At 54.7% G+C, this 20,569-nt stretch carries 16 protein-coding genes, 2 tRNA genes and 3 rRNA genes; 12 read left to right on the forward strand and 9 right to left on the reverse strand.

Translation table 11 applies throughout. The features are described 5' to 3' along the window. The first annotated feature begins 155 nt into the window (after positions 1-155). Entirely contained in the window at positions 156-296 is a 141-nt protein-coding gene (locus AC3CHX_RS27925) for a hypothetical protein (protein WP_488631188.1), read from the forward strand. A 9-nt stretch (positions 297-305) separates the two neighbouring features. On the opposite strand, the gene AC3CHX_RS27930 is transcribed toward AC3CHX_RS27925, so the two are convergent. From AC3CHX_RS27930 to AC3CHX_RS27945, 4 genes are all read right to left on the reverse strand, one after another. After that, positions 306-917: an FMN-dependent NADH-azoreductase gene (locus AC3CHX_RS27930; RefSeq protein ID WP_488631189.1), complete on the reverse strand. Its 612-nt coding sequence runs from the start codon at positions 915-917 to the stop codon at positions 306-308. After that, positions 914-1,366, reverse strand: coding sequence for a GNAT family N-acetyltransferase (locus AC3CHX_RS27935; protein WP_488631190.1), 453 nt, complete (start codon positions 1,364-1,366; stop codon positions 914-916). Before AC3CHX_RS27935 ends, AC3CHX_RS27930 begins: the two co-directional genes overlap by 4 nt. Positions 1,367-1,442: 76 nt before the next feature. Continuing rightward, a complete protein-coding gene (locus AC3CHX_RS27940) occupies positions 1,443-2,198 on the reverse strand; it encodes an SDR family oxidoreductase (protein ID WP_488631191.1) in 756 nt (251 codons plus the stop codon). A 71-nt stretch (positions 2,199-2,269) separates the two neighbouring features. Beyond that, positions 2,270-2,707, reverse strand: a complete 438-nt coding sequence (locus AC3CHX_RS27945) for a carboxymuconolactone decarboxylase family protein (RefSeq protein WP_488631192.1) — start codon at positions 2,705-2,707, stop codon at positions 2,270-2,272. Between the two features lie 115 nt (positions 2,708-2,822). On the opposite strand from AC3CHX_RS27945, the gene pdxR reads away from it, so the two are divergent. Next, positions 2,823-4,250, forward strand: coding sequence for a MocR-like pyridoxine biosynthesis transcription factor PdxR (pdxR, locus tag AC3CHX_RS27950; protein WP_488631193.1), 1,428 nt, complete (start codon positions 2,823-2,825; stop codon positions 4,248-4,250). A 711-nt stretch (positions 4,251-4,961) separates the two neighbouring features. Next, positions 4,962-5,621 (forward strand): glutathione S-transferase family protein, encoded by a 660-nt coding sequence (locus AC3CHX_RS27955; protein WP_488631194.1) that lies wholly within the window; start codon positions 4,962-4,964, stop codon positions 5,619-5,621. Positions 5,622-5,981: 360 nt separating this feature from the next. Here AC3CHX_RS27955 and AC3CHX_RS27960 read toward each other — a convergent pair whose 3' ends face one another. Next, on the reverse strand, positions 5,982-7,340 hold the full coding sequence (locus AC3CHX_RS27960; protein WP_488644958.1) for an amidase: 1,359 nt from the start codon (positions 7,338-7,340) through the stop codon (positions 5,982-5,984). Positions 7,341-8,257: 917 nt separating this feature from the next. Here AC3CHX_RS27960 and AC3CHX_RS27965 point away from each other — a divergent pair. From AC3CHX_RS27965 to rrf, 5 genes are all read left to right on the forward strand, one after another. After that, positions 8,258-9,790: ribosomal RNA gene (locus tag AC3CHX_RS27965) — 16S ribosomal RNA — on the forward strand. Between the two features lie 125 nt (positions 9,791-9,915). Beyond that, positions 9,916-9,992 (forward strand) — tRNA-Ile (locus tag AC3CHX_RS27970). 8 nt (positions 9,993-10,000) lie between these two features. Further along, positions 10,001-10,076: transfer RNA gene (locus AC3CHX_RS27975), tRNA-Ala, on the forward strand. Positions 10,077-10,369: 293 nt separating this feature from the next. After that, positions 10,370-13,245: ribosomal RNA gene (locus tag AC3CHX_RS27980) — 23S ribosomal RNA — on the forward strand. Between the two features lie 173 nt (positions 13,246-13,418). Further along, a 5S ribosomal RNA gene (rrf, locus tag AC3CHX_RS27985) occupies positions 13,419-13,531 on the forward strand. Together the 16S, 23S and 5S rRNA genes with 2 tRNA genes alongside form the textbook arrangement of a ribosomal RNA operon. Before the next feature lie 104 nt (positions 13,532-13,635). On the opposite strand, the gene AC3CHX_RS27990 is transcribed toward rrf, so the two are convergent. Then, complete coding sequence (locus AC3CHX_RS27990) at positions 13,636-14,346, reverse strand: hypothetical protein (RefSeq protein WP_488631195.1); 711 nt, start codon at positions 14,344-14,346, stop codon at positions 13,636-13,638. A 333-nt stretch (positions 14,347-14,679) separates the two neighbouring features. Further along, positions 14,680-15,186, reverse strand: a complete 507-nt coding sequence (locus AC3CHX_RS27995; protein WP_488631196.1) for an outer membrane lipoprotein — start codon at positions 15,184-15,186, stop codon at positions 14,680-14,682. Positions 15,187-15,548: 362 nt separating this feature from the next. Between AC3CHX_RS27995 and AC3CHX_RS28000 the strand changes: the two genes are divergently transcribed. The 3 genes from AC3CHX_RS28000 (at position 15,549) to AC3CHX_RS28010 (ending at position 19,404) form a co-directional block, all read left to right on the forward strand. Next, positions 15,549-15,914, forward strand: coding sequence for a hypothetical protein (locus tag AC3CHX_RS28000; RefSeq protein WP_488631197.1), 366 nt, complete (start codon positions 15,549-15,551; stop codon positions 15,912-15,914). A 131-nt stretch (positions 15,915-16,045) separates the two neighbouring features. Beyond that, a complete protein-coding gene (locus AC3CHX_RS28005) occupies positions 16,046-18,427 on the forward strand; it encodes a DUF6600 domain-containing protein (protein ID WP_488631198.1) in 2,382 nt (793 codons plus the stop codon). Between the two features lie 377 nt (positions 18,428-18,804). Beyond that, positions 18,805-19,404 carry a glycine zipper 2TM domain-containing protein gene (locus tag AC3CHX_RS28010; protein ID WP_488631199.1) on the forward strand — a complete coding sequence of 200 codons (600 nt, stop codon included), beginning with the start codon at positions 18,805-18,807 and terminating at the stop codon, positions 19,402-19,404. A 172-nt stretch (positions 19,405-19,576) separates the two neighbouring features. On the opposite strand, the gene AC3CHX_RS28015 is transcribed toward AC3CHX_RS28010, so the two are convergent. Together AC3CHX_RS28015 and AC3CHX_RS28020 are read right to left on the reverse strand one after the other, a co-directional pair. Beyond that, a complete protein-coding gene (locus AC3CHX_RS28015) occupies positions 19,577-19,948 on the reverse strand; it encodes a hypothetical protein (RefSeq protein WP_488631200.1) in 372 nt (123 codons plus the stop codon). 105 nt (positions 19,949-20,053) lie between these two features. Beyond that, complete coding sequence (locus AC3CHX_RS28020) at positions 20,054-20,272, reverse strand: hypothetical protein (protein ID WP_488631201.1); 219 nt, start codon at positions 20,270-20,272, stop codon at positions 20,054-20,056. Between the two features lie 25 nt (positions 20,273-20,297). Here AC3CHX_RS28020 and AC3CHX_RS28025 point away from each other — a divergent pair, with 25 nt between their 5' ends. Further along, positions 20,298-20,567 (forward strand): hypothetical protein, encoded by a 270-nt coding sequence (locus AC3CHX_RS28025; RefSeq protein ID WP_488631202.1) that lies wholly within the window; start codon positions 20,298-20,300, stop codon positions 20,565-20,567. Positions 20,568-20,569: the final 2 nt, after the last annotated feature.

A 20,569-nucleotide genomic window follows, 5' to 3' on the forward strand; every position in this document is an offset into this window, starting at 1 on the left:
TCTCGGCACTTATAAGAACTACGATAATCGTAACTATTTGGCATCATAGATACTACGCATGTCGTAGTATTTGTATGTCAGTTGGGAACGCTAATTCATCCTGGCATCACATCGGCGGAAGGTCTTAAAATAATCCGTACAGGCTGGTATGTTATGTGACAGGTGCCACCGGACAAGCGCACACCGCGCTGGATATCGCCAATACCGTGTATACCACCGGTATCACCAGCGATTCCACCGACCAATTCGTGGATTGCCAATTGCATCCGACCATCTGCGGTTTGTACACCTGCTGAATCCCTTGCCTATCGGCATGCAATGGCCAAGGACAATTTCTCAGACAATTGCTGACGTGCTTCATGCACTGCCTGTGCCACTGCTTCCGTGCCGAAGACCAGTCCTTGCAGCGGGAAGAAATGCACATCGTTGATGCCGATTGATGCCAACGCATAGCGCAAGTACGGTGTCAGGAAATCAGCCTGTTTCGCGCGTTCTCCCACATGAAAACCGCCAGAGCTGACCAGTACAAAGGTCGCGCGGTCTTTCAGCAGTCCGACCTTGCCTTGCGGCGTCGCGTGGAAACTGCGATTGATGCGGATCACATGATCGATCCACAGTTTGAGCGCGGCGGGCACGGTGAAGTTGTGCATCGGTGTGACGATGAACAGCATGTCGTGTTGTTCCAGCTCGACGATCAGGCGTTCCGACCATTCGAATTCTTTCGCATCGGGTGTCTTTTGTGAAGTGACGGCCATTGCGTAAGCGCGGTCGATTGGCGGAATGGGCGACTCCACCAGATCGCGTTCTGTGATCTGCACGTTGGCTATTCCCAACGCGGCAATCGCTTCCGTTGCAAGGCGATAACCGTGGCTCACGTCACTGTGCGGGCCGCTGTTCAATAGCAAAATTCGCGTCATGTCGTTGATTCCTGTGTAAGCGGTTCGACGAAATGCATGCCCTTTGCAAGCAGCCCCTGCCGGAAGTAAAAGCGCTGCGCAAGCGCCATGTGCAATCCGGTATCCAGCACAAAATGTTTGCAGTGCAGCGCGACGGCTTGTTGCCGTGCTGCTTGCAATAGACATTCGCCGAACCCGGAGCGATGCAACGAGGCTGTTACCACCAGATCATCGACGTAAATGAAACGGCCGTACAGCAAATTGTCTTGCAGTCGATAGCCGGCAAGTCCGACGATTGCGCCATCGCGCCATGCCGCAAGCAACCGATACCCTTGCGTGCGTTGCTGCGCGATCAATGCGTTGTATGTTGCGCGATCGCTCAGATGCGGTCGCAATTCCTTCATCACCGAGAACGACGCATCCAGATCGGCGTCGCTTTCGATGTGTTTGATCTCTACCTGAGACGGCATGCATTTCTCCAAAAAGTTAGCGCCGCTCTATCGTTGTGCTGACAGAGCGAGGGCGAATCGGTATTCACGTTCCAGTTTATCGAGCCGATTGCGACTTGCTGAGCCACGCGGCAAAGCCTGTGGCGCCGAGGCGCGCGCCGCCGGTTGGCGTCAGCGATTGATCGTTGAGTTGCGCGCCGTAGTACGCTGCATTGGCATCCGGTACGACGATGCGTTTGTCGTCGAGGGCACTCAGGTAGCGCTTCATCAAATCGGCGAGTCCGACTTTCTCCGGGCCGGCTGCATCGAATGTACCGTTGATCGGTTGCGCCAGTGCTGTGTCCGATACGATCGCGGCGATGTCGTCCGATGAAATCGGTTGCACATGCGCCGGCGACAGACGAATCTCGTTGCCGACCGTGCCGGATTGTGCAATGCCGCCGAGGAATTCGAAGAACTGCGTGGAGCGCACGATGGTGTACGGCACCTTCGATGCCTTGATCAGATTTTCCTGCGCCATCTTGGCGCGGAAATAGCCGCTGCCCTGCATGCGTTCGGTGCCGACAACGGACAGCGCGATGTGATGTTTGACGCCGGCGGCTTCTTCCGCAGCGAGCAGATTGCGGCCGGATGTTTCAAAGAATTCGAGCACGGCGTTGTCTTCGAACGAAGGCGAGTTGCTCAAATCGATGACGACTTGCGCGCCTTTGACTGCGCCGGCTAATCCCTCGCCGGTCATGGTGTTGATGCCGGTGCTTGGCGAGCCGACCACGATGTCGTAACCGAGTTGACGAAGGTTAATGACGACTTTCGCGCCGATCAGACCGCTGCCGCCGATGATGAGGATTTTCATACCATACCTTTCAAGGTGTGCCCATTAATGGGCGACGGACTTGCGTATTAAACTACTGAAGGTGCCGGCGATTACGCCGGCATCTTGCGGAACGCGATGGAAAAGCGATTCCAGCTGTTGATCGACGTGATGAGTAATGTCAGTTCAACCAGTTCGGCATCGGTGAAATGTGGGCGAACTGCATCCCACACTGCATCCGGGACGTGGTTTTGCGAGACCAGCGTGAGGGATTCTGTCCATTCCAGTGCGGCGCGCTCGCGTTCGCTGAAGAACGGTGTTTCGCGCCAGGCAGCGACGGTAGCCATGCGGCGTTCTGATTCGCCGGCTTTGCGTGCGTCGGTCACATGCATGTCGAGGCAGAATGCGCAGCCGTTGATTTGCGATGCACGCAGGCGGACCAGCTCCTTGAGCAGGATGTCCAGTGTGCCTTTGTCGATGTGCTTTTCAACACCGATCATTGCCTTGATGGCGTCTTTGTCGGCGGTATAGAAGTCGAGTCGAGGTTGCATTTGAAGCTCCTTGATTAGGTAAATCGGGGTGAAAAAATTGGCGTTTCCTTGATGTGTAGTATGCGAATATCATGGCCATGTTAGAAGGGCCAAGAAATGCAAAAAGGACTAGTCCATGAAAACCGCCAAGCCTGACCTGAATCTGCGCATCGATCGCGCGCTGGAATTGCCTATGTACCTGCAGATATGCCAGCGTTTCAAGACGGCGATCGAGCAGGGGAGCCTGCATGCGGGCGATCGCGTACCAGCAGTACGGGCGCTGGCGACCGAACTGAATCTTGCGCGCGGTACGGTGGAAATGGCTTATCGCATCCTGACGGACGAGGGATATCTGCAGGTCAGGGGCGCGGCCGGCACAGTGGTATCGCCGTCTTTGCCGCAGCCAGCTGTCCTCAAAGCGCAAGTAGTAATGGCCGGACAAGCGCATGCAGCCACCGCCGATCACGACGGCAAGGCACCGAAGCCGTTGCAGATGGGTTTGCCTGCGCTCGATGCATTTCCGCGCAAGGTGTGGAACCGGCTGGTCGGGCATCGCTTGCGCGGCAGCGAACCGGCGCGGCTGGGCTATCCCGACCCTGCCGGTTATGAACGATTGCGTGAAAGGATTGCGACTTACCTGGGCGTGTCGCGCGGCGTGACTTGTCTGCCGGAACAGGTGTTCATCACGACCGGCTTGCGCAACACGCTGGAACTGACATTAAGCAGTCTTTCCACTGTCGGCGATGCGTTCTGGTTCGAAGATCCCGGCTATATTCTTGCGCGCCCGTTTCTGCAGAATGCCGCAGTCAAGCTGATACCGGTGCCGGTCGATGAAAATGGATTGATGGTCGAAGAAGGCAAGCGTCTCAGTCCGTATGCAAAATTCGCGATGGTCACGCCGTCGCATCAAAGTCCGCTCGGCGTGACGCTATCGCTAGAACGCCGGATGGCGCTTTTGGAATGGGCCAGCAATGCCGGCAGCTGGATTATCGAAGACGATTACGATAGCGAGTTTCGCTATCAGGGGAGGCCGCTGCCGGCGCTGAAAAGCATGGATCGCAATGATCGCGTCATTTACAGCGGCACCTTCAGCAAGGCGATGTTTCCGGGGCTAAGGCTGGCTTATTTCGTCGCACCTGTCAGTGCGGTTGCTCGCTTTCAGGCAGTCTGCTACAACCTGAACGCAGGTTGCCCATACTTGTTTCAGGCAGGTGTTGCCGACTTTATCGCCGAAGGTCACTTCTCACGACATCTGAAAAAAATGCGCCTGTTGTACGCAGACCGTCGCGCGGTGACGTCGCGCGTTTTTCAGGAAATATTGGGCGATCGCATACGGATCGATTTGCAACCGGGAGGCTTGCATATACTGGCGAAGCTGGCGGATCACGAAGACGATGTCATGTTGGCGGGCCATGCGCGGACTGCAGGTTTGGCCCTGCACCCTTTGTCACGCTGGTACATCAATGCAAAGCCGCAGCAGGGATTGTTGCTGGGTTTTGCTAATGTTATCGATGAGAAGGATGCGATACGTCTGGCGCTGAAACTCAAACAAGCATTGACATAGCGTCGCGCTCGTACCTGAAACTGATCTGCGATTACTGTCTGGCGCAAATTCCCCGAGCACTTCCGTGAATGTCTTTCGAGTTTCACGAAAGCAATCCTTGAAGCTGTGCCGAAAGATTATTATCTGGTGTTGCGAGATAGGTATGTCTGTAATTATTCTTGCGATCCTTGATACATTAATCTAGGAAAATGAAGAGCTATGACTGGACCCGGGCTCCGGTATGGCAGAAAGCGGTCATGCGGCCGTCGTTTCACGCGAAGACGTATGGCTGCTTTCTGCCGCAATGCTGAACGCGTACAATCGGCCATGAGCTGACGGTCAGACTCCAAAAAAATCGCATCTGCAACGACTGGTCGCCTCTGATACCGGTCAGTCGAATCTCAAAAAATCAATAGACCTATGACTGCTTGACCCGCGGACAGGACCGTGACGGCGCAATGTTGGCGGCAGAAAATGTTTTGCAATTTCCTGGCCGGGATTCAAAAAGCGATTGATCAAAATCGATCGAGGTTCTGTGTGAAAACGCTGATTTTCAGTTGAGTTCAGATCGTCTGAGCTCAATTGTTCTCGGATGAGTTTGCGATCCAAAGATCTACGCTATCCTGCCTGGCACTCATTGACGAAGCAATCCTTACGGTACCCCGATTCGCTGGGGGAGGTGCTATATTTGCACATCATCAGACTATGCCATTCGCCAACAAGGAAACTGTTATGCTCAAATTACACGGTTTTGCCGTCAGCAATTACTTCAACATGGTGCATCTGGCGTTGCTCGAAAAGGGCGTGAAATTTGAAATCGTCACCGTCTATCCTGACAGCAGCCCCGAGTTTCTCGCGCATAGTCCGCGCGGCAAGGTGCCATTCCTGCAAACCGAGCACGGCTACATCAACGAGACCAGCGCGATTCTCGATTATCTCGAAGAAAGCCAGGGTGGGCGGGCGCTGCTGCCCGCCGAGCAGTTTGCACGCGCCCAAGTGCGCACCTTGATGAGGGAGATCGAACTATATATCGAATTGCCGGCGCGCCTGTGCTTTGGCGAAGCGTTTTTCGGCGGCACGGTGCCGGAGGCCATCAAGGCCAAAGCCGAGGTTGAGTTACGCGCCGGTTTCGCCACCCTCAAGCGACACGCCAGGTTCGCTCCCTACGTCGCCGGCGACAGCTTCACGTTGGCCGATATCTATTTTCTCTACAGTGTCGGTCTCGCCGCCCAGGTCGCGCAAAAGTTGTTTCAGTTCGACCCGCTGGAAGACATACCGCGAGCGCGCGCCTTGCAGCAACAGCTCGCAGAAAATCCGAACGTGCAGCAAATCGCCGCCGAGCGCGAGCGTGCGATGCCGGCATTCATTGCGTATGTGCAGGCGAAACGGTAAGGTCAATGGAGAATCGGTTTTGCCTTGTTTTGCACAACAACAAAAAATCTCGCAACACTGCAACTTCTCCAAAAAATCAGAAGTAACATTTGGTTCAGTTTTTGAAAACCGAAAGTCCGTTCTTAAATTTGTTTTGGCGACCACAGAGCGCGTTCAGGGTCCTGTCTGAAGGTTTTGCAGTCAGTCGATTGAAAACCGGCTACGTCGGCTTACCCGTAATTCCGGACCGTGGGCCGAATTGGCGCTACTACCGCTTCACGCCCTGAGGCAGTCCGTGTCGCAGCGCGATGCCATCGAAAAGTTTCCCGGTCGTCCATTCGCCTTCACCCAGTATCTTGATGCCTGTGCCGTGCGAAAACGTCAGCTTCGACGCGGCGCAACAACTGCCTCTATCGAGCGTCCTACCGCGAGGATGCGGTGATCGGTATTTTGAATACCTGCGATCATAAGCCCGACCGGCGCGTCTCCCGTTTGATGGCATGGCACCGACAGCGCACAGCCGTCGAACAGGTTGACCACCGACGGGTTACGTAGCATCCGTCCGTTGATGCGATAGTAACTTTCATCGTCTTTAATCACGTCGGCGATCGGTGGTGCGATGTCAGGCGTCGTCGGCATCAGCATCGCGTCGTAGCCTGCCGCTGCCTGATTGATTGAGCGGATGAATTCGCGCCGAAGCGTCAGCAATTGAACATAATCGGGCGCACTGATGGTCTCCCCAGTCTTGATGCGAGCCAATACTCGCGGATCGTATTTGTCGGCGCCGTCTTTAATATATTTCCGGTGCCAGGCATAGGCCTCCGACGCTGTGATCATGCCACGCGGGTTGATGTTCGGTGCCTGCGCAAATTCGGCCATCGGTAATTCAATGATGCTTGCTCCTGCCGCCGATAGCCGCGCCAATGCGATCGAGAACGCGCGTGCTACAGGTTCGGATAAATCATTTTGGAAAAAAGTCTTTGGCACCGCGAAACGCAATCCGCGTAGTGCAGGCGCATCAGGCACCCGCACTGTTTCCGCGGCGAGTACCGCATCGAGCAGCGTGCAGTCTGCCACGCTCCAGGCGATCGGACCGGCGGAATCCAAAGAGGTCGATAGAGGCATCACTCCTGCGAGCGGCACGCGGCGTTGTGTCGGTTTGAAACCGACCAGGCCGTTGAGCGCCGCCGGAATGCGCAACGAGCCACCGGTATCGGTACCGATAGCGCCGGCAGCCATGCCGTCAGCTACCGAAATCCCGCCGCCCGATGTCGAGCCGCCAGGAATGCGGCCGGTAGCACGATCATAGATGTTCTTCGGTGTACCGTAATGCGGGTTGATGCCAAGACCTGTGTAGGCAAATTCGACCGTATTGGTCCGCCCAATGATGACTGCACCGGCTTTGCGCAGTCTGGCCACTACAGTCGAATCACTCAGTGCTGCGGGCTGGCCAACCAGAACTTTGGAACCGCCCAAGGTAGTTTGCCCCGCCTCGTCGAATAGGTCTTTGATCGAAATCGGAATGCCTGCAATCGGCGAGGCAATAATTCCCCTGCGACGTTGCGCGTCGATCTCGCTCGCAACCGCGCGGGCCTGCTCTGCATAAACGGTCAGGAAAGCACGCGCGCCTTCACCGTGTGGATCGCCGATAGCGGCAAGCGCTTCTTCCACTAGCTGGCGGCTACTCAGCGAGCCTGCCGCAAGTCGCCGCGACATTTCCATCATTGACAATTGCCCCATGGCAGCGCCGCTAGTAGTCCGCGCGAAAACGCGTGGCACTACCGCACTGAGTCCTGCAAGGGCTGCATACCCGCCAGTTTTCTGTAAGAAATTGCGGCGTTGATTATCCATTTGTGTCTCCTTTTAGATTTATAGAACGAGATTCGTAGATTCTCGTCATTTCACTTATAAGCACATGCTGTGCCAATCCAACATGAAATGATAAGCACATGAAAAATATCGCTTTTCCACGGTTTGATGAACTGGCACAAGCAACGAAATGGATGGAAATCCGCACCGCAGCGGGCGGGTAGTCCGAGAAAAGTGACGAGATATAAAATTGCTCTTCACGTAGCCGCCGAGTTGCGCGATTTTTTCAAGGGAACGCGAGAGGCCTTTTGAAATGAGAATTCCTGCGGCTTTTATTGTGCGTCAACCATGCCCAGTTGATTGATCTGAAAACTCGCAACGAGCAGTGATTAATTTGTGATTTTTGATGGGCGGGAAAAAATATATGGGCCTTTGCAAAAAAGCTCTTGCAAGCCAGGCGTGCCCTTGCTATAGTTCGCCTCCCCGCTGAAGACGACGCCGGAAATAACGGTTTCTTCAAGGCGGATGATGCTGATAGAGGACGTTAAAACGATCCTGTATTTTCATCTCTCTGCTGCCGACAAACAAAACGATTTGTCGGTGCTGCGAACACTACGGTGTGACGCAAAGCAGGGGAAGTTCTTTAACAATTAACAGCCGATAAGTGTGGGCGTTTAATGGAAGTGCAGCGTGAATTGCTTCGGCGGTTTGCGTAAAACTTAAAACATTAAATGTTCACAAAAGAAGAAAATAGGATGCTTCGCAAGGTCAAACTTGGGGAGCGCCTGTCAGTATTTTGAGTGAGCGATAGCAGCGATGCTAGGCAGCAATGCCACAAAACAGAGATTAAACTGAAGAGTTTGATCCTGGCTCAGATTGAACGCTGGCGGCATGCCTTACACATGCAAGTCGAACGGTAACAGGGAGCTTGCTCCGCTGACGAGTGGCGAACGGGTGAGTAATATATCGGAACGTGCCTTTGAGTGGGGGATAACTAGTCGAAAGATTAGCTAATACCGCATACGATCTACGGATGAAAGTGGGGGATTCGCAAGAACCTCATGCTCATAGAGCGGCCGATATCTGATTAGCTAGTTGGTGAGGTAAAGGCTCACCAAGGCATCGATCAGTAGCTGGTCTGAGAGGACGACCAGCCACACTGGGACTGAGACACGGCCCAGACTCCTACGGGAGGCAGCAGTGGGGAATTTTGGACAATGGGCGCAAGCCTGATCCAGCAATGCCGCGTGAGTGAAGAAGGCCTTCGGGTTGTAAAGCTCTTTTGTCAGGGAAGAAACGGTTCTGGTTAATACCTGGGGCTAATGACGGTACCTGAAGAATAAGCACCGGCTAACTACGTGCCAGCAGCCGCGGTAATACGTAGGGTGCAAGCGTTAATCGGAATTACTGGGCGTAAAGCGTGCGCAGGCGGTTGTGTAAGACAGGTGTGAAATCCCCGGGCTTAACCTGGGAATGGCATTTGTGACTGCACGGCTAGAGTGTGTCAGAGGGGGGTAGAATTCCACGTGTAGCAGTGAAATGCGTAGAGATGTGGAGGAATACCGATGGCGAAGGCAGCCCCCTGGGATAACACTGACGCTCATGCACGAAAGCGTGGGGAGCAAACAGGATTAGATACCCTGGTAGTCCACGCCCTAAACGATGTCTACTAGTTGTCGGGTCTTAATTGACTTGGTAACGCAGCTAACGCGTGAAGTAGACCGCCTGGGGAGTACGGTCGCAAGATTAAAACTCAAAGGAATTGACGGGGACCCGCACAAGCGGTGGATGATGTGGATTAATTCGATGCAACGCGAAAAACCTTACCTACCCTTGACATGGCTGGAATCCTTCAGAGATGAGGGAGTGCTCGAAAGAGAACCAGTACACAGGTGCTGCATGGCTGTCGTCAGCTCGTGTCGTGAGATGTTGGGTTAAGTCCCGCAACGAGCGCAACCCTTGTCATTAGTTGCTACGAAAGGGCACTCTAATGAGACTGCCGGTGACAAACCGGAGGAAGGTGGGGATGACGTCAAGTCCTCATGGCCCTTATGGGTAGGGCTTCACACGTCATACAATGGTACATACAGAGGGCCGCCAACCCGCGAGGGGGAGCTAATCCCAGAAAGTGTATCGTAGTCCGGATTGTAGTCTGCAACTCGACTACATGAAGTTGGAATCGCTAGTAATCGCGGATCAGCATGTCGCGGTGAATACGTTCCCGGGTCTTGTACACACCGCCCGTCACACCATGGGAGCGGGTTTCACCAGAAGTAGGTAGCCTAACCGCAAGGAGGGCGCTTACCACGGTGGGATTCGTGACTGGGGTGAAGTCGTAACAAGGTAGCCGTATCGGAAGGTGCGGCTGGATCACCTCCTTTCTAGAGTTTGTACGGACATTAAGCGTCCACACTTATCGGTGTGTTAATAAAGAAGAACAGTTATTAGGTGCGCTGTTTGTGAGCGGAAGATGCTGACGGACTGCCTGCTGATTACTGATCCAAACGGGTCTGTAGCTCAGTTGGTTAGAGCACCGTGTTGATAACGCGGGGGTCGTTGGTTCGAGCCCAACCAGACCCACCACAAGTTTCGGGGGCTTAGCTCAGCTGGGAGAGCACCTGCTTTGCAAGCAGGGGGTCATCGGTTCGATCCCGTTAGCCTCCACCAAAAATCAAACCTAAGTCGAACGCGCGAGCGTTTGGATTTAGGTTTGATCTTTTCAAGATCATTGGCTGTTTTGTTCTTTAACAATCTAGAAGAAGTAAAGATTCGTCCATGATGCGACAGCATTGTGGATGGGTATGATTGTATCAAATCAAAAAGTATGTAAAGAGTTCTCAAAAGAGCATGCGTTAAGCATGCGATGCGAAAACACTTTGGATACGGCAAACGCTAAACTCATAGAAATACCTCTATAACCGCTTTTTGTCTGTGAACGCAGGCAGAAGCTAACGTTATAGGGACAAGTGAATAAGTGCACATGGTGGATGCCTTGGCGATTACAGGCGATGAAGGACGTAGTAGCTTGCGATAAGCTGCGGGGAGCGAGCAAACACGCATTGATCCGCAGATTTCCGAATGGGGAAACCCACCCTTTTAGGGTATTGCATACTGAATACATAGGTATGCAAGGCGAACGTGGCGAACTGAAACATCTAAGTAGCTACAGGAAAAGAAATCAACCGAGATTCCCAAAGTAGTGGCGAGCGAAATGGGAACAGCCTGCAAGATTTAGCATCAGCGATAATGGAACACCCTGGAAATGGTGGCCATAGAGGGTGATAGCCCCTTACATGAAATCGGTGGTGTGGAACTAAGTTTGCGACAAGTAGGGCGGGACACGTGTAATCCTGTCTGAACATGGGGGGACCATCCTCCAAGGCTAAATACTCGTAATCGACCGATAGTGAACCAGTACCGTGAGGGAAAGGCGAAAAGAACCCCGGAAGGGGAGTGAAATAGATCCTGAAACCGTGTGCATACAAACAGTAGGAGCGGACTTGTTCCGTGACTGCGTACCTTTTGTATAATGGGTCAGCGACTTACATTCAGTGGCAAGCTTAACCGTATAGGGAAGGCGTAGAGAAATCGAGTCCGAATAGGGCGTTCAGTCGCTGGGTGTAGACCCGAAACCAAGTGATCTACTCATGGCCAGGATGAAGGTGCGGTAACACGCACTGGAGGTCCGAACCCACTAATGTTGAAAAATTAGGGGATGAGCTGTGGGTAGGGGTGAAAGGCTAAACAAACTTGGAAATAGCTGGTTCTCTCCGAAAACTATTTAGGTAGTGCCTCAAGTATCACCATCGGGGGTAGAGCACTGTTATGGCTAGGGGGTCATTGCGACTTACCAACCCATTGCAAACTCCGAATACCGATGAGTGCGAGCTTGGGAGACAGACGCCGGGTGCTAACGTCCGACGTCAAGAGGGAAACAACCCAGACCGCCAGCTAAGGTCCCAAAGATTGGCTAAGTGGCAAACGAAGTGGGAAGGCTAAAACAGTCAGGAGGTTGGCTTAGAAGCAGCCATCCTTTAAAGAAAGCGTAATAGCTCACTGATCGAGTCGTCCTGCGCGGAAGATGTAACGGGGCTAAGCCAGTCACCGAAGCTGCGGATATCAATTTATTGATATGGTAGGAGAGCGTTCTGTAAGCCTGCGAAGGTGTCTTGTAAAGGATGCTGGAGGTATCAGAAGTGCGAATGCTGACATGAGTAGCGATAATGGGGGTGAAAAGCCTCCACGCCGTAAGCCCAAGGTTTCCTGTTCAACGTTCATCGGAGCAGGGTGAGTCGGCCCCTAAGGCGAGGCAGAGATGCGTAGCTGATGGGAAGCAGGTTAATATTCCTGCACCGTCGTGTGATGCGATGGGGGGACGGATCGCGGAAGGTTGTCCGACTGTTGGAATAGTCGGTTTTTGGCTCAGAGAAGGCTGTTAGGCAAATCCGGCAGCGTAATTCAAGGGGTTGAGACGAGTGAACTTGTTCACGAAGCAATCGGAAGTGGTTCCAAGAAAAGCCTCTAAGCTTCAGTCACACGAGACCGTACCGCAAACCGACACAGGTGGGCGAGATGAGTATTCTAAGGCGCTTGAGAGAACTCGGGAGAAGGAACTCGGCAAATTTGTACCGTAACTTCGGGATAAGGTACGCCCCGGTAGCTTGATTGGCTTGCGCCATGAGGGTGAAAGGGCTGCAATAAAAAGGTGGCTGCGACTGTTTAATAAAAACACAGCACTATGCAAACACGAAAGTGGACGTATATGGTGTGACTCCTGCCCGGTGCTGGAAGATTAAATGATGGGGTGCAAGCTCTTGATTGAAGTCCCAGTAAACGGCGGCCGTAACTATAACGGTCCTAAGGTAGCGAAATTCCTTGTCGGGTAAGTTCCGACCTGCACGAATGGAGTAACGATGGCCACACTGTCTCCTCCCGAGACTCAGCGAAGTTGAAATGTTTGTGATGATGCAATCTACCCGCGGCTAGACGGAAAGACCCCATGAACCTTTACTGTAGCTTTGCATTGAATTTTGAACCAATCTGTGTAGGATAGGTGGGAGGCTTTGAAGCGTGAACGCTAGTTTGCGTGGAGCCAACCTTGAAATACCACCCTGGTTTGTTTGAGATTCTAACCTTGGTCCGTTATCCGGATCGGGGACAGTGCATGGTAGGCAGTTTGACTGGGGCGGTCTCCTCCCAAAGTGTAACGGAGGAGTTCGAAGGTACGCTAGGTACGGTCGGACATCGTGCTAATAGTGCAATGGCATAAGCGTGCTTAACTGCGAGACTGACAAGTCGAGCAGGTACGAAAGTAGGACATAGTGATCCGGTGGTTCTGTATGGAAGGGCCATCGCTCAACGGATAAAAGGTACTCTGGGGATAACAGGCTGATTCCTCCCAAGAGTTCATATCGACGGGGGAGTTTGGCACCTCGATGTCGGCTCATCACATCCTGGGGCTGTAGCCGGTCCCAAGGGTATGGCTGTTCGCCATTTAAAGTGGTACGTGAGCTGGGTTTAAAACGTCGTGAGACAGTTTGGTCCCTATCTGCCGTGGGCGTTGGAAATTTGAAGGGGGCTGCTCCTAGTACGAGAGGACCGGAGTGGACGAACCTCTGGTGTACCGGTTGTCACGCCAGTGGCATTGCCGGGTAGCTAAGTTCGGAAGAGATAACCGCTGAAAGCATCTAAGCGGGAAACTTGCCTTGAGATGATATTTCCCGGGAACTAGATTCCCCTAAAGGGTCGTTCGAGACCAGGACGTTGATAGGCTGGGTGTGGAAGCGTAGTAATACGTTAAGCTAACCAGTACTAATTGCCCGTGAGGCTTGTCCCTATAACCTTAGCAGGTTATATGGTGAGCTTATTTGTTTGCCAGAAATGTGCAATCATACCCAGTGCTGCAGGCACCTGATCAATCAGGTCTCTGCAGTACAAAAAACATACTTTACTTCTTCCGGATTGCGTTGCTTGTTGCCCTATCGGGAACAAACAACACTACAGTTTATGCCTGATGACCATAGCGAGTTGGTACCACCCCTTCCCATCCCGAACAGGACCGTGAAACGACTTTGCGCCGATGATAGTGCTGCAACCAGTGTGAAAGTAGGTCATCGTCAGGCTCTTATTAGAAAACCCTCCCCGAGCAATCGGGGAGGGTTTTTGCTTTGGGGCAGCGCTTCCTGCCAGGGGCTGGTGGAATATCTTCGTGGCCGCCGCTGGCGTCCTATTTACCCAGTAGCGCCAGAGAATGGTTCCATTCCGTAGCCCATGCGTACAGAAAATCATGCGTATTAAAAGCTCTTTTCAGATGCGACATTGGTACCCGATACACATCATTTAATCCCAGCGCCAATGTGACAGGATTCCACACGGCCTTGTTTTTTGCCTTTTTGGTACTGCCTTTAACCCTTGCTCCCTCATCGCCGAATATGCCACCGCCACTGGCAAGGGCCTGTTCCAAATCAATTTTTACCAGACCGCCAAATGCCATCAACACCTGCTCTTTGTTGATGCCAATCTGTGATTCCTGTGCCACCTCAATTTTGACTGGTTCGGGCTCGGCCTCGCGTTTGAGTTTGCTTGCCAGGCGTTCCAGATCCTTTTTCAGAAAACGTAACTCATGCAAAGCTCTTCGAAAGCCCGGGGGCTTGAGTTGCGTCACTATCTTATAGGCGTCTTTCGTGATCGTAATAAGTACATCCTCGCTTCCGGCAGCAAGGCGTTGGGTGTCGCCTTCGAAAAAAATCGGCGCCGGGTAACCACCGTTCGCGTCACCGAACAGCGCAGGATAGTCGGCGTCATAGTCCAGCCAAACGTAAGGGGTCAAGCCGTTCTCTATCATGCGCGCCAATGCCCATGGCGTACCGGTTTGCTGCGCAAGCCAGTGGCAAGCCTGCGCCGTTGTTGCCCGAAACGGTAATTCGATGATCGTCATTTTTCTTTCTTTCACATGCCAAAATCAAATTGCTGGCATTAAACAGATCCGGCTTTGCGCTTTGCCTTTCCTTCAGTGCTGCATTCGTGCCTGATGCTTCAACCAATGCCATTGGTTTGGCTGGGCCTGCTGGACGCTAATTGCAGGAGGTTGTCCATCATATGCCAAACCTGAAGGAACGCCTTCGCCGCATTGATCCCGCGATCGATAATGCGCGAGCGCTCATCGTCGCCGATCGCGTCGGTGCGGCGCAGGCGGGAAGCGCAAGGGTGCTGTCACCGCTGCGGGAGATCGCTTCTCGACGGATGGTCGTGCGGTTGTGTTCGTCTTGCCTTAATAACGTTCTACGCGATCGCCGTCAATGCGGACACGATTTCCAACTCGCAGGTCGCCAACGCTTTCTTGCGTGTAAGTTTGATAGCCTCCGTGGTCCAACCGTACGGCTATTTGATACACGTTGCGCGTCTGTGTATTGTTGCGTTGTTCAATCTGGTTGCCGAGCATGGCACCGCCCACTGCGCCAGCGACGGTCGCAACGGTTCTTCCCCGACCGCCCCCGACCTGAGTCCCGAGGAGTCCGCCGACAACTCCGCCGAGCACCGTGCCGACCACGTTATTTCCGCTACTGCTGCCGTCGTTCGCCTGCACCACTTGAATCGAGTCGACGACTCCGTACACGCGGGAATAGGATGGCGACGATGCAGGATATGGCTGTGAAGGCTGTGAAATAGCCGGATAAGGTTGCGCAGCTGCAGGGGCGTAATAATTCGGAACTGCGCATCCACTGACGAGGGCGGCGGCAGCAATCATCGTGGCAGCTATTGCGTATTGTTTGTTCATACTGTTTTCTATTGGTTGGACTTGGTTATTGGGAAGCAATTCTAAAAGCCATACTCGCGGATCGGCGATTCATTAATCATCATCGTTATCATGGCACCCACGGCGCTCACGACGACTCTCCTAAAATGATGTTTGCATTTAACGTCTACCCGGAGAAGTAGTTAGCAACGAAGCGGTAACGATTGCAACGAGTTGTATCAACAACGACGCAATAGTGTCGCTACTGATCGCACAGCTCAAAAACCGGATAAACCGTAAGACTTGTAACGAGGTAATGCAATCAGGTTGAGAAAATTGGAAGTGGCCTATATTGAATTCGTGACGCGGGTGTATTAGCGCCTCAAATTTAATAGGACCTCATCATGGCTAGCAAAAAAATATTTTCTGCACTGCTTATCGTTGGCGTGCTCGCTTCGTCGGTATCGACTGCTGCCCTCGCAGACGACCATCGCAATCATGATCGCGGAAACGGCGTCGCTGTTGCAGCCGGAATTCTCGGTGCAGTGGTGATTGGATCGCTGATTGCCAACTCGCAGCCGGTGTATGCGGCGCCGCAGCCGCAGTATTACCAGCCGGAGCCGTATTACCCGCCGGAGCAGCAGGTTTATTATCAGCCGCAGCCGCAATATTACGGCGCTCAGCCAGCCGTCTACGTTGATGGAGCGTATCGTGAACGGCACGCATATCGCTGGCATCGCCGCGATGACGACGAATATTACTCACACTGACAGGGTGGGCGTGGTCAACGAGTCTCTACCGGACAACGTTAGAAGATGTAACATCATCAGTGATGCGCATGCCGGGCGTCGTCGTGCTGCAACATAACTCTGCACATCGGATCCTTCGAAAGGAGCCAGCCATGAAAGCAAATCGGGTCATACTCACATGTCTGCTATTCATGGCGGGTGCGCTGTTCGGCACAGCGGTGCTCGCCGATCCGCCCGGGCGTGTCGGGCGATTGTCTTATATATCCGGACCGGTCTCGTTCGCGCCTGCCGGGCTCGATAATGATTGGTCGCTGGCGGAAATTAACCGACCGGTCACCACGGGCGATCATCTATGGTCGGACCAAGGCGGACGAGCTGAAGTCCATATCGGTTCCACCGCCATACGCCTGGGGACGCGCACCAACGTCGACATATTGAATCTGGACGGCAGGACGACGCAGTTGCGCATAGTCCAGGGCACACTCAATGTCCGGGTGCGGCACGTCGCGCGCGATGGCTTGTTCGAAATTGATACGCCCAGCGCCGCCGTGCTCGTGCAGCGACCGGGCAATTACCGCATCGACGTCGATCCCAATGGGCAGCAGACCACAGTCAGTGTGCGTTTCGGCGAAGCCAACGTGAGTGGACCGGACGCGAACTTCCTGCTCTACGACGACCAGCAGGCTACGCTCTTCAACGACTCCCCCGATTACGAGCTGACGCGGCTGCCGCCCCTGGACAGCTTCGATCGCTTCTGGCTGGCGCGCGATCAACGCGAGGATCGCGTTCGTTCGTTGGACTATGTTCCGGACGATATGACGGGCTATGAAGACCTCGACACCTACGGTTCGTGGGCCACAGTTCCGACATATGGCACAGTGTGGTTTCCCTCGCGCGTCGCCGTGGACTGGGCGCCTTACCGCGACGGACGCTGGATGTGGGTCGAGCCCTGGGGCTGGACCTGGGTCGATAGCGCGCCGTGGGGCTTCGCGCCATTCCACTACGGACGTTGGGCCTTTATACGGGGACGCTGGGGCTGGTGTCCGGGAGACAGGCAGGCGCGTCCGGTCTATGCTCCTGCGCTGGTAGCGTTCGTCGGCGGCTCTGGTGCCAGCACCTCGATTTCAATCGCCAGCGGACCGGTAGTGGGCTGGTTCCCGTTGGGTTACCACGAAGCATATGTGCCGTGGTATGCGGTGTCGCCAACTTACGTGCGCCAAGTCAACGGGGCGAACGTGACCAACGTCACCAAGCTTACGAACACCACCAATGTGACCAACGTCACCAACATCAATTATGTGAACCGAAATGTTCCTTCCGCCATGACAGCGGTGTCCGGCACGGTGTTCACGCAATCCAGAATGGTTGCGCCGTCGCGGCTGAAAACGGCGGCCGTGCAAGAACTGGCGCGTGCCCCGGTCATCCACGGCGGTGCGCCGATCGCACCGGCCCGGCAGAGCCTGAGCGCGGGGCCGGTCACCGTGCGGCCACCGGCAACGGTGACCAGTCGTCCGGTCGTCGCTGTCAATGCGCCTCCCCCGCGTCCGGCTTCCTTCGCGCTGCGTCAAGCGGAAATTGCGAAGCAACCAGACAAGCCGTTTCAGGTCAGGCCGCTTGCGCCCGCTGCCGCGCCGGGTGGCATAGCGCCGTCGATCGCCGGTGCGCAAGCGCCGGTGCGAATGATCCAGCCGCCGCACGCGGGTAATCCGCAGCCTGCCGTGCAATCTAACGCGGGACGTCAGCCGGAAGGCCGCGCCATGCCTCAGACTGGACAAATGCCGGGCCAGGCTCCGGCCAGCGTGCCATCGCGACTGCCTGAAGCCGCACCACCCAAGAGCTCGGCAGGGACGCCAGCAAACGTGCTGCATCCGCCGCTGCTCCGCGAAGGACAAGTCCGTCCTGGCGCGCCGGGCGCGGTCCCGCGTCCGCCCGAGCCACGTGGCGCGCAAGCGGAAGAACGCGCTCGTTCGGCTGTGACGCCGGGTCAGCCGCCGGCAATGAAGGCCCCTGAAGTACCACGCGTGCCGCAAGCCGAGCAGCGTGTGCAGCCGGGCGTAACGCCGGTCCCGCCGCAACCCGGGCGGCCAATTGAAGTACCGCGTCCGCCGCGGACCGAGGAGCGCCCGCAGGCGATGGGGCAACCTGTACAGCCGCCGGCAGTGAAGGCCCCCGAAGTACCACGCGTGCCGCAAGCCGAGCAGCGTGTGCAGCCGAGCGTAACGCCGGTCCCGCCGCAACCCGGGCGACCAATTGAAGCACCGCGTCCGCCCCAAGCGGAAGAGCGTGTTCGTCCTGGGCCACCGCTTGCGCCACAACCGGCGCAGAACGTGCCGCAGCCGCGTCCCCGTGAGGAAGTGCGGCCGCCTCAGCCGCAACGTCCTGTGCCGCCGCCTCAGCCGCCGCGTCCGGAAGTACGGCAAGGGCCACCTCCGCAGGGGGTGCCTGCGCCGCCGCCGCCTCGCGAACAGGGCAAGCCGCCCGAGCAACGCCGTCAGCTTGAGAATGACAAAGAGAAGAAAGAAGGAAATCACTGAACGGAGTGTGCTCACGCCACGGCGACACAGCAATGTGCCGCCGTTTTGTTGTTTGAGGTTCGCAGCGGCGCGCCCGGCATTTCACTAATCGGTCATGGGCGGCGTTCGCGCAGAGGTTGCCGTGCTCGCCACGGCAATTGCAATTGGGCGCATCACCGCTGCCGTGCGCGCCTCCACACCCAGTCGCTGGAGCTTTAAAGATCCTTCGATCCGCTCGCGCTGATGTAAACATTCCACGAAACGCTGGACCGGTTCCCCAAATATTAGGTTAAACGTTGCCGCGTTTCAATTCGAAACACCTGATACACAATCCCGATGTGTAAGAGGCCGACACGTTAGTAGAATAATTTCATTGTCAACGTTCTCTGGAGAATCAAATGGAAGTCAGCCAATCAACACCGCGTATGCACCCATTAGTCGCTGGCGCGGCCGTGTCTGTTATCTTGGCGAGCCTGCTTGGCGCCGCCGCGATTGCGGGCATTCTCCCGAGTTCTCACGGTAACGTCGTTGGAGCGCCAGCGCCAGTGGCAACCGCTGCCGCACCGCTGGCAATGACGACTCCCGGCACGCCCGTCGCACCGGCAACAGGCGCACCGGTATTGGTTCAGACAGCCAGCGGCTATCAATACATGCAGCCGGTTGCCTCACCTGCGGTGGCGGGATATCCGGTGGAGCCGACGCGAACTACTACACAACAAAAAACGGTAGTCCACCATGTCTATCGTCATCATGATGCATCGTATGCACAGGCTGACCGGACACCGCAATACCAAGCGCCGCAAGAGCAATCTCGCCCGGTGGCACAAGCGAGTCCGGTGTCACAAATGAGCCCGTTGGGGATAGCCACCGGCGCGGTAATTGGCGGACTTCTGGGACATCAGGTGGGTGGCGGAAACGGCCGTACGCTGGCGACGGTTGCAGGTGTGGTTGGTGGAGGATATTTAGGTAATACAGTGGCCAGAAACTACGGCTACTAATTAAGCGGTGCGGGCGGTAAGGCGGGATCACGAGTTGTGTCACGCCCTGCTGATTTTCGGGAACCGCAGAACCGCTTTGTCACCGACGTGACCTGGGTCGACGGCGAGCTGTGGCGGACACTGCACCAGTTGCGCAATGAAGCAAGGCGCTTGCCCGAATTTATTTCAGTAGCTATTTCTCCTGTGCTCCGTGCTTTAGGAAATATGCGGTTTTTCCTCCATCAGAGGAAGAAAACTTCGTACCGTGAATGTCGTCTGATACACCATCAACTTCAATTTCCTTTCCGTCTTTCAGGAACACGAATGACATCGAGCATTCACTATCTTCATCCGATTCCGTGGCGACAGACCTGAGCGTCCTCGCTTGTTCTGGTGGTAGCTTACTCAAAAGAAACTGTCGAGCTGCGGAAGTTTGCTGACATTTACCACTTGCCCAAGACAAGTAGATCAATAAGCAGGAGACAAAGAGAAATACAGCCAAAAGGGACCAACCTACGAACTTCACGATTTCTATTGCTTTTTTTGACATAACAGGCCATTGCATTTTATTTTCCAATCAACCGTCAATGGCGACTTTTGGCCGGTACAGGCATTGATAAATGGCCGTTTACGATTCAGGTATAGCGCTGGAACAACTCTACACCTTCGCTCACCACAGCCCTTCTTTGAAATACTTATCATAAGGTACAAATAATTGTTCGAAGGTTCCCATCGTCGGGACATAAACATATCCCAGCACAATCAACATTCCCTTTAAGAGCAAATGCAACTGCTCCCAATAAAATGCCGCCATGGATGCGCCCGATACCCATAATATAAAAAAACCCAGCAATCTTAAGCGATAGCGAAGATATTCTGATCGGGACATTTTCGGCGCCTTCCTGAAAGTGGTGGTGCCGGTCTCCTCGGCGGGCATACTGACGGTGGTCATTTTCACGCTGACCCTGGTGATGCAGGAGTTCATCTATGCCCTGACCTTCATCACCGGTTCGTCGCAATACACGGTGAGCGTCGGCGTGCCGGCTTTCCTGGTGCGCGGCGACGTGTATTTCTGGGGATCGCTGATGGGCGCCTGCCTGATCGTGAGCGTGCCGATCGCGGTGCTTTACAACTTCTTCTTGGACCGCTTCGTCGCCGGGTTCACGGTGGGCGCGGTGAAGTGAAA

This window comes from Glaciimonas sp. OK215 (genome assembly GCF_057787885.1).

Excerpts from the sequence above, each read along its gene's own strand:
- AC3CHX_RS27930 (WP_488631189.1), bottom strand. The coding sequence starts at position 917 with ATGACGCGAATTTTGCTATTGAACAGCGGCCCGCACAGTGACGTGAGC.
- AC3CHX_RS28005 (WP_488631198.1), top strand. The coding sequence starts at position 16,046 with ATGAAAGCAAATCGGGTCATACTCACATGTCTGCTATTCATGGCGGGT.
- AC3CHX_RS27940 (WP_488631191.1), bottom strand. The coding sequence starts at position 2,198 with ATGAAAATCCTCATCATCGGCGGCAGCGGTCTGATCGGCGCGAAAGTC.
- pdxR (WP_488631193.1), top strand. The coding sequence starts at position 2,823 with ATGAAAACCGCCAAGCCTGACCTGAATCTGCGCATCGATCGCGCGCTG.
- AC3CHX_RS27945 (WP_488631192.1), bottom strand. The coding sequence starts at position 2,707 with ATGCAACCTCGACTCGACTTCTATACCGCCGACAAAGACGCCATCAAG.
- AC3CHX_RS28020 (WP_488631201.1), bottom strand. The coding sequence starts at position 20,272 with ATGTCCCGATCAGAATATCTTCGCTATCGCTTAAGATTGCTGGGTTTT.
- AC3CHX_RS27960 (WP_488644958.1), bottom strand. The coding sequence starts at position 7,340 with ATGGGGCAATTGTCAATGATGGAAATGTCGCGGCGACTTGCGGCAGGC.
- AC3CHX_RS28010 (WP_488631199.1), top strand. The coding sequence starts at position 18,805 with ATGGAAGTCAGCCAATCAACACCGCGTATGCACCCATTAGTCGCTGGC.
- AC3CHX_RS28015 (WP_488631200.1), bottom strand. The coding sequence starts at position 19,948 with ATGCAATGGCCTGTTATGTCAAAAAAAGCAATAGAAATCGTGAAGTTC.
- AC3CHX_RS28000 (WP_488631197.1), top strand. The coding sequence starts at position 15,549 with ATGGCTAGCAAAAAAATATTTTCTGCACTGCTTATCGTTGGCGTGCTC.
- AC3CHX_RS27935 (WP_488631190.1), bottom strand. The coding sequence starts at position 1,366 with ATGCCGTCTCAGGTAGAGATCAAACACATCGAAAGCGACGCCGATCTG.
- AC3CHX_RS27990 (WP_488631195.1), bottom strand. The coding sequence starts at position 14,346 with ATGACGATCATCGAATTACCGTTTCGGGCAACAACGGCGCAGGCTTGC.
- AC3CHX_RS27955 (WP_488631194.1), top strand. The coding sequence starts at position 4,962 with ATGCTCAAATTACACGGTTTTGCCGTCAGCAATTACTTCAACATGGTG.
- AC3CHX_RS27995 (WP_488631196.1), bottom strand. The coding sequence starts at position 15,186 with ATGAACAAACAATACGCAATAGCTGCCACGATGATTGCTGCCGCCGCC.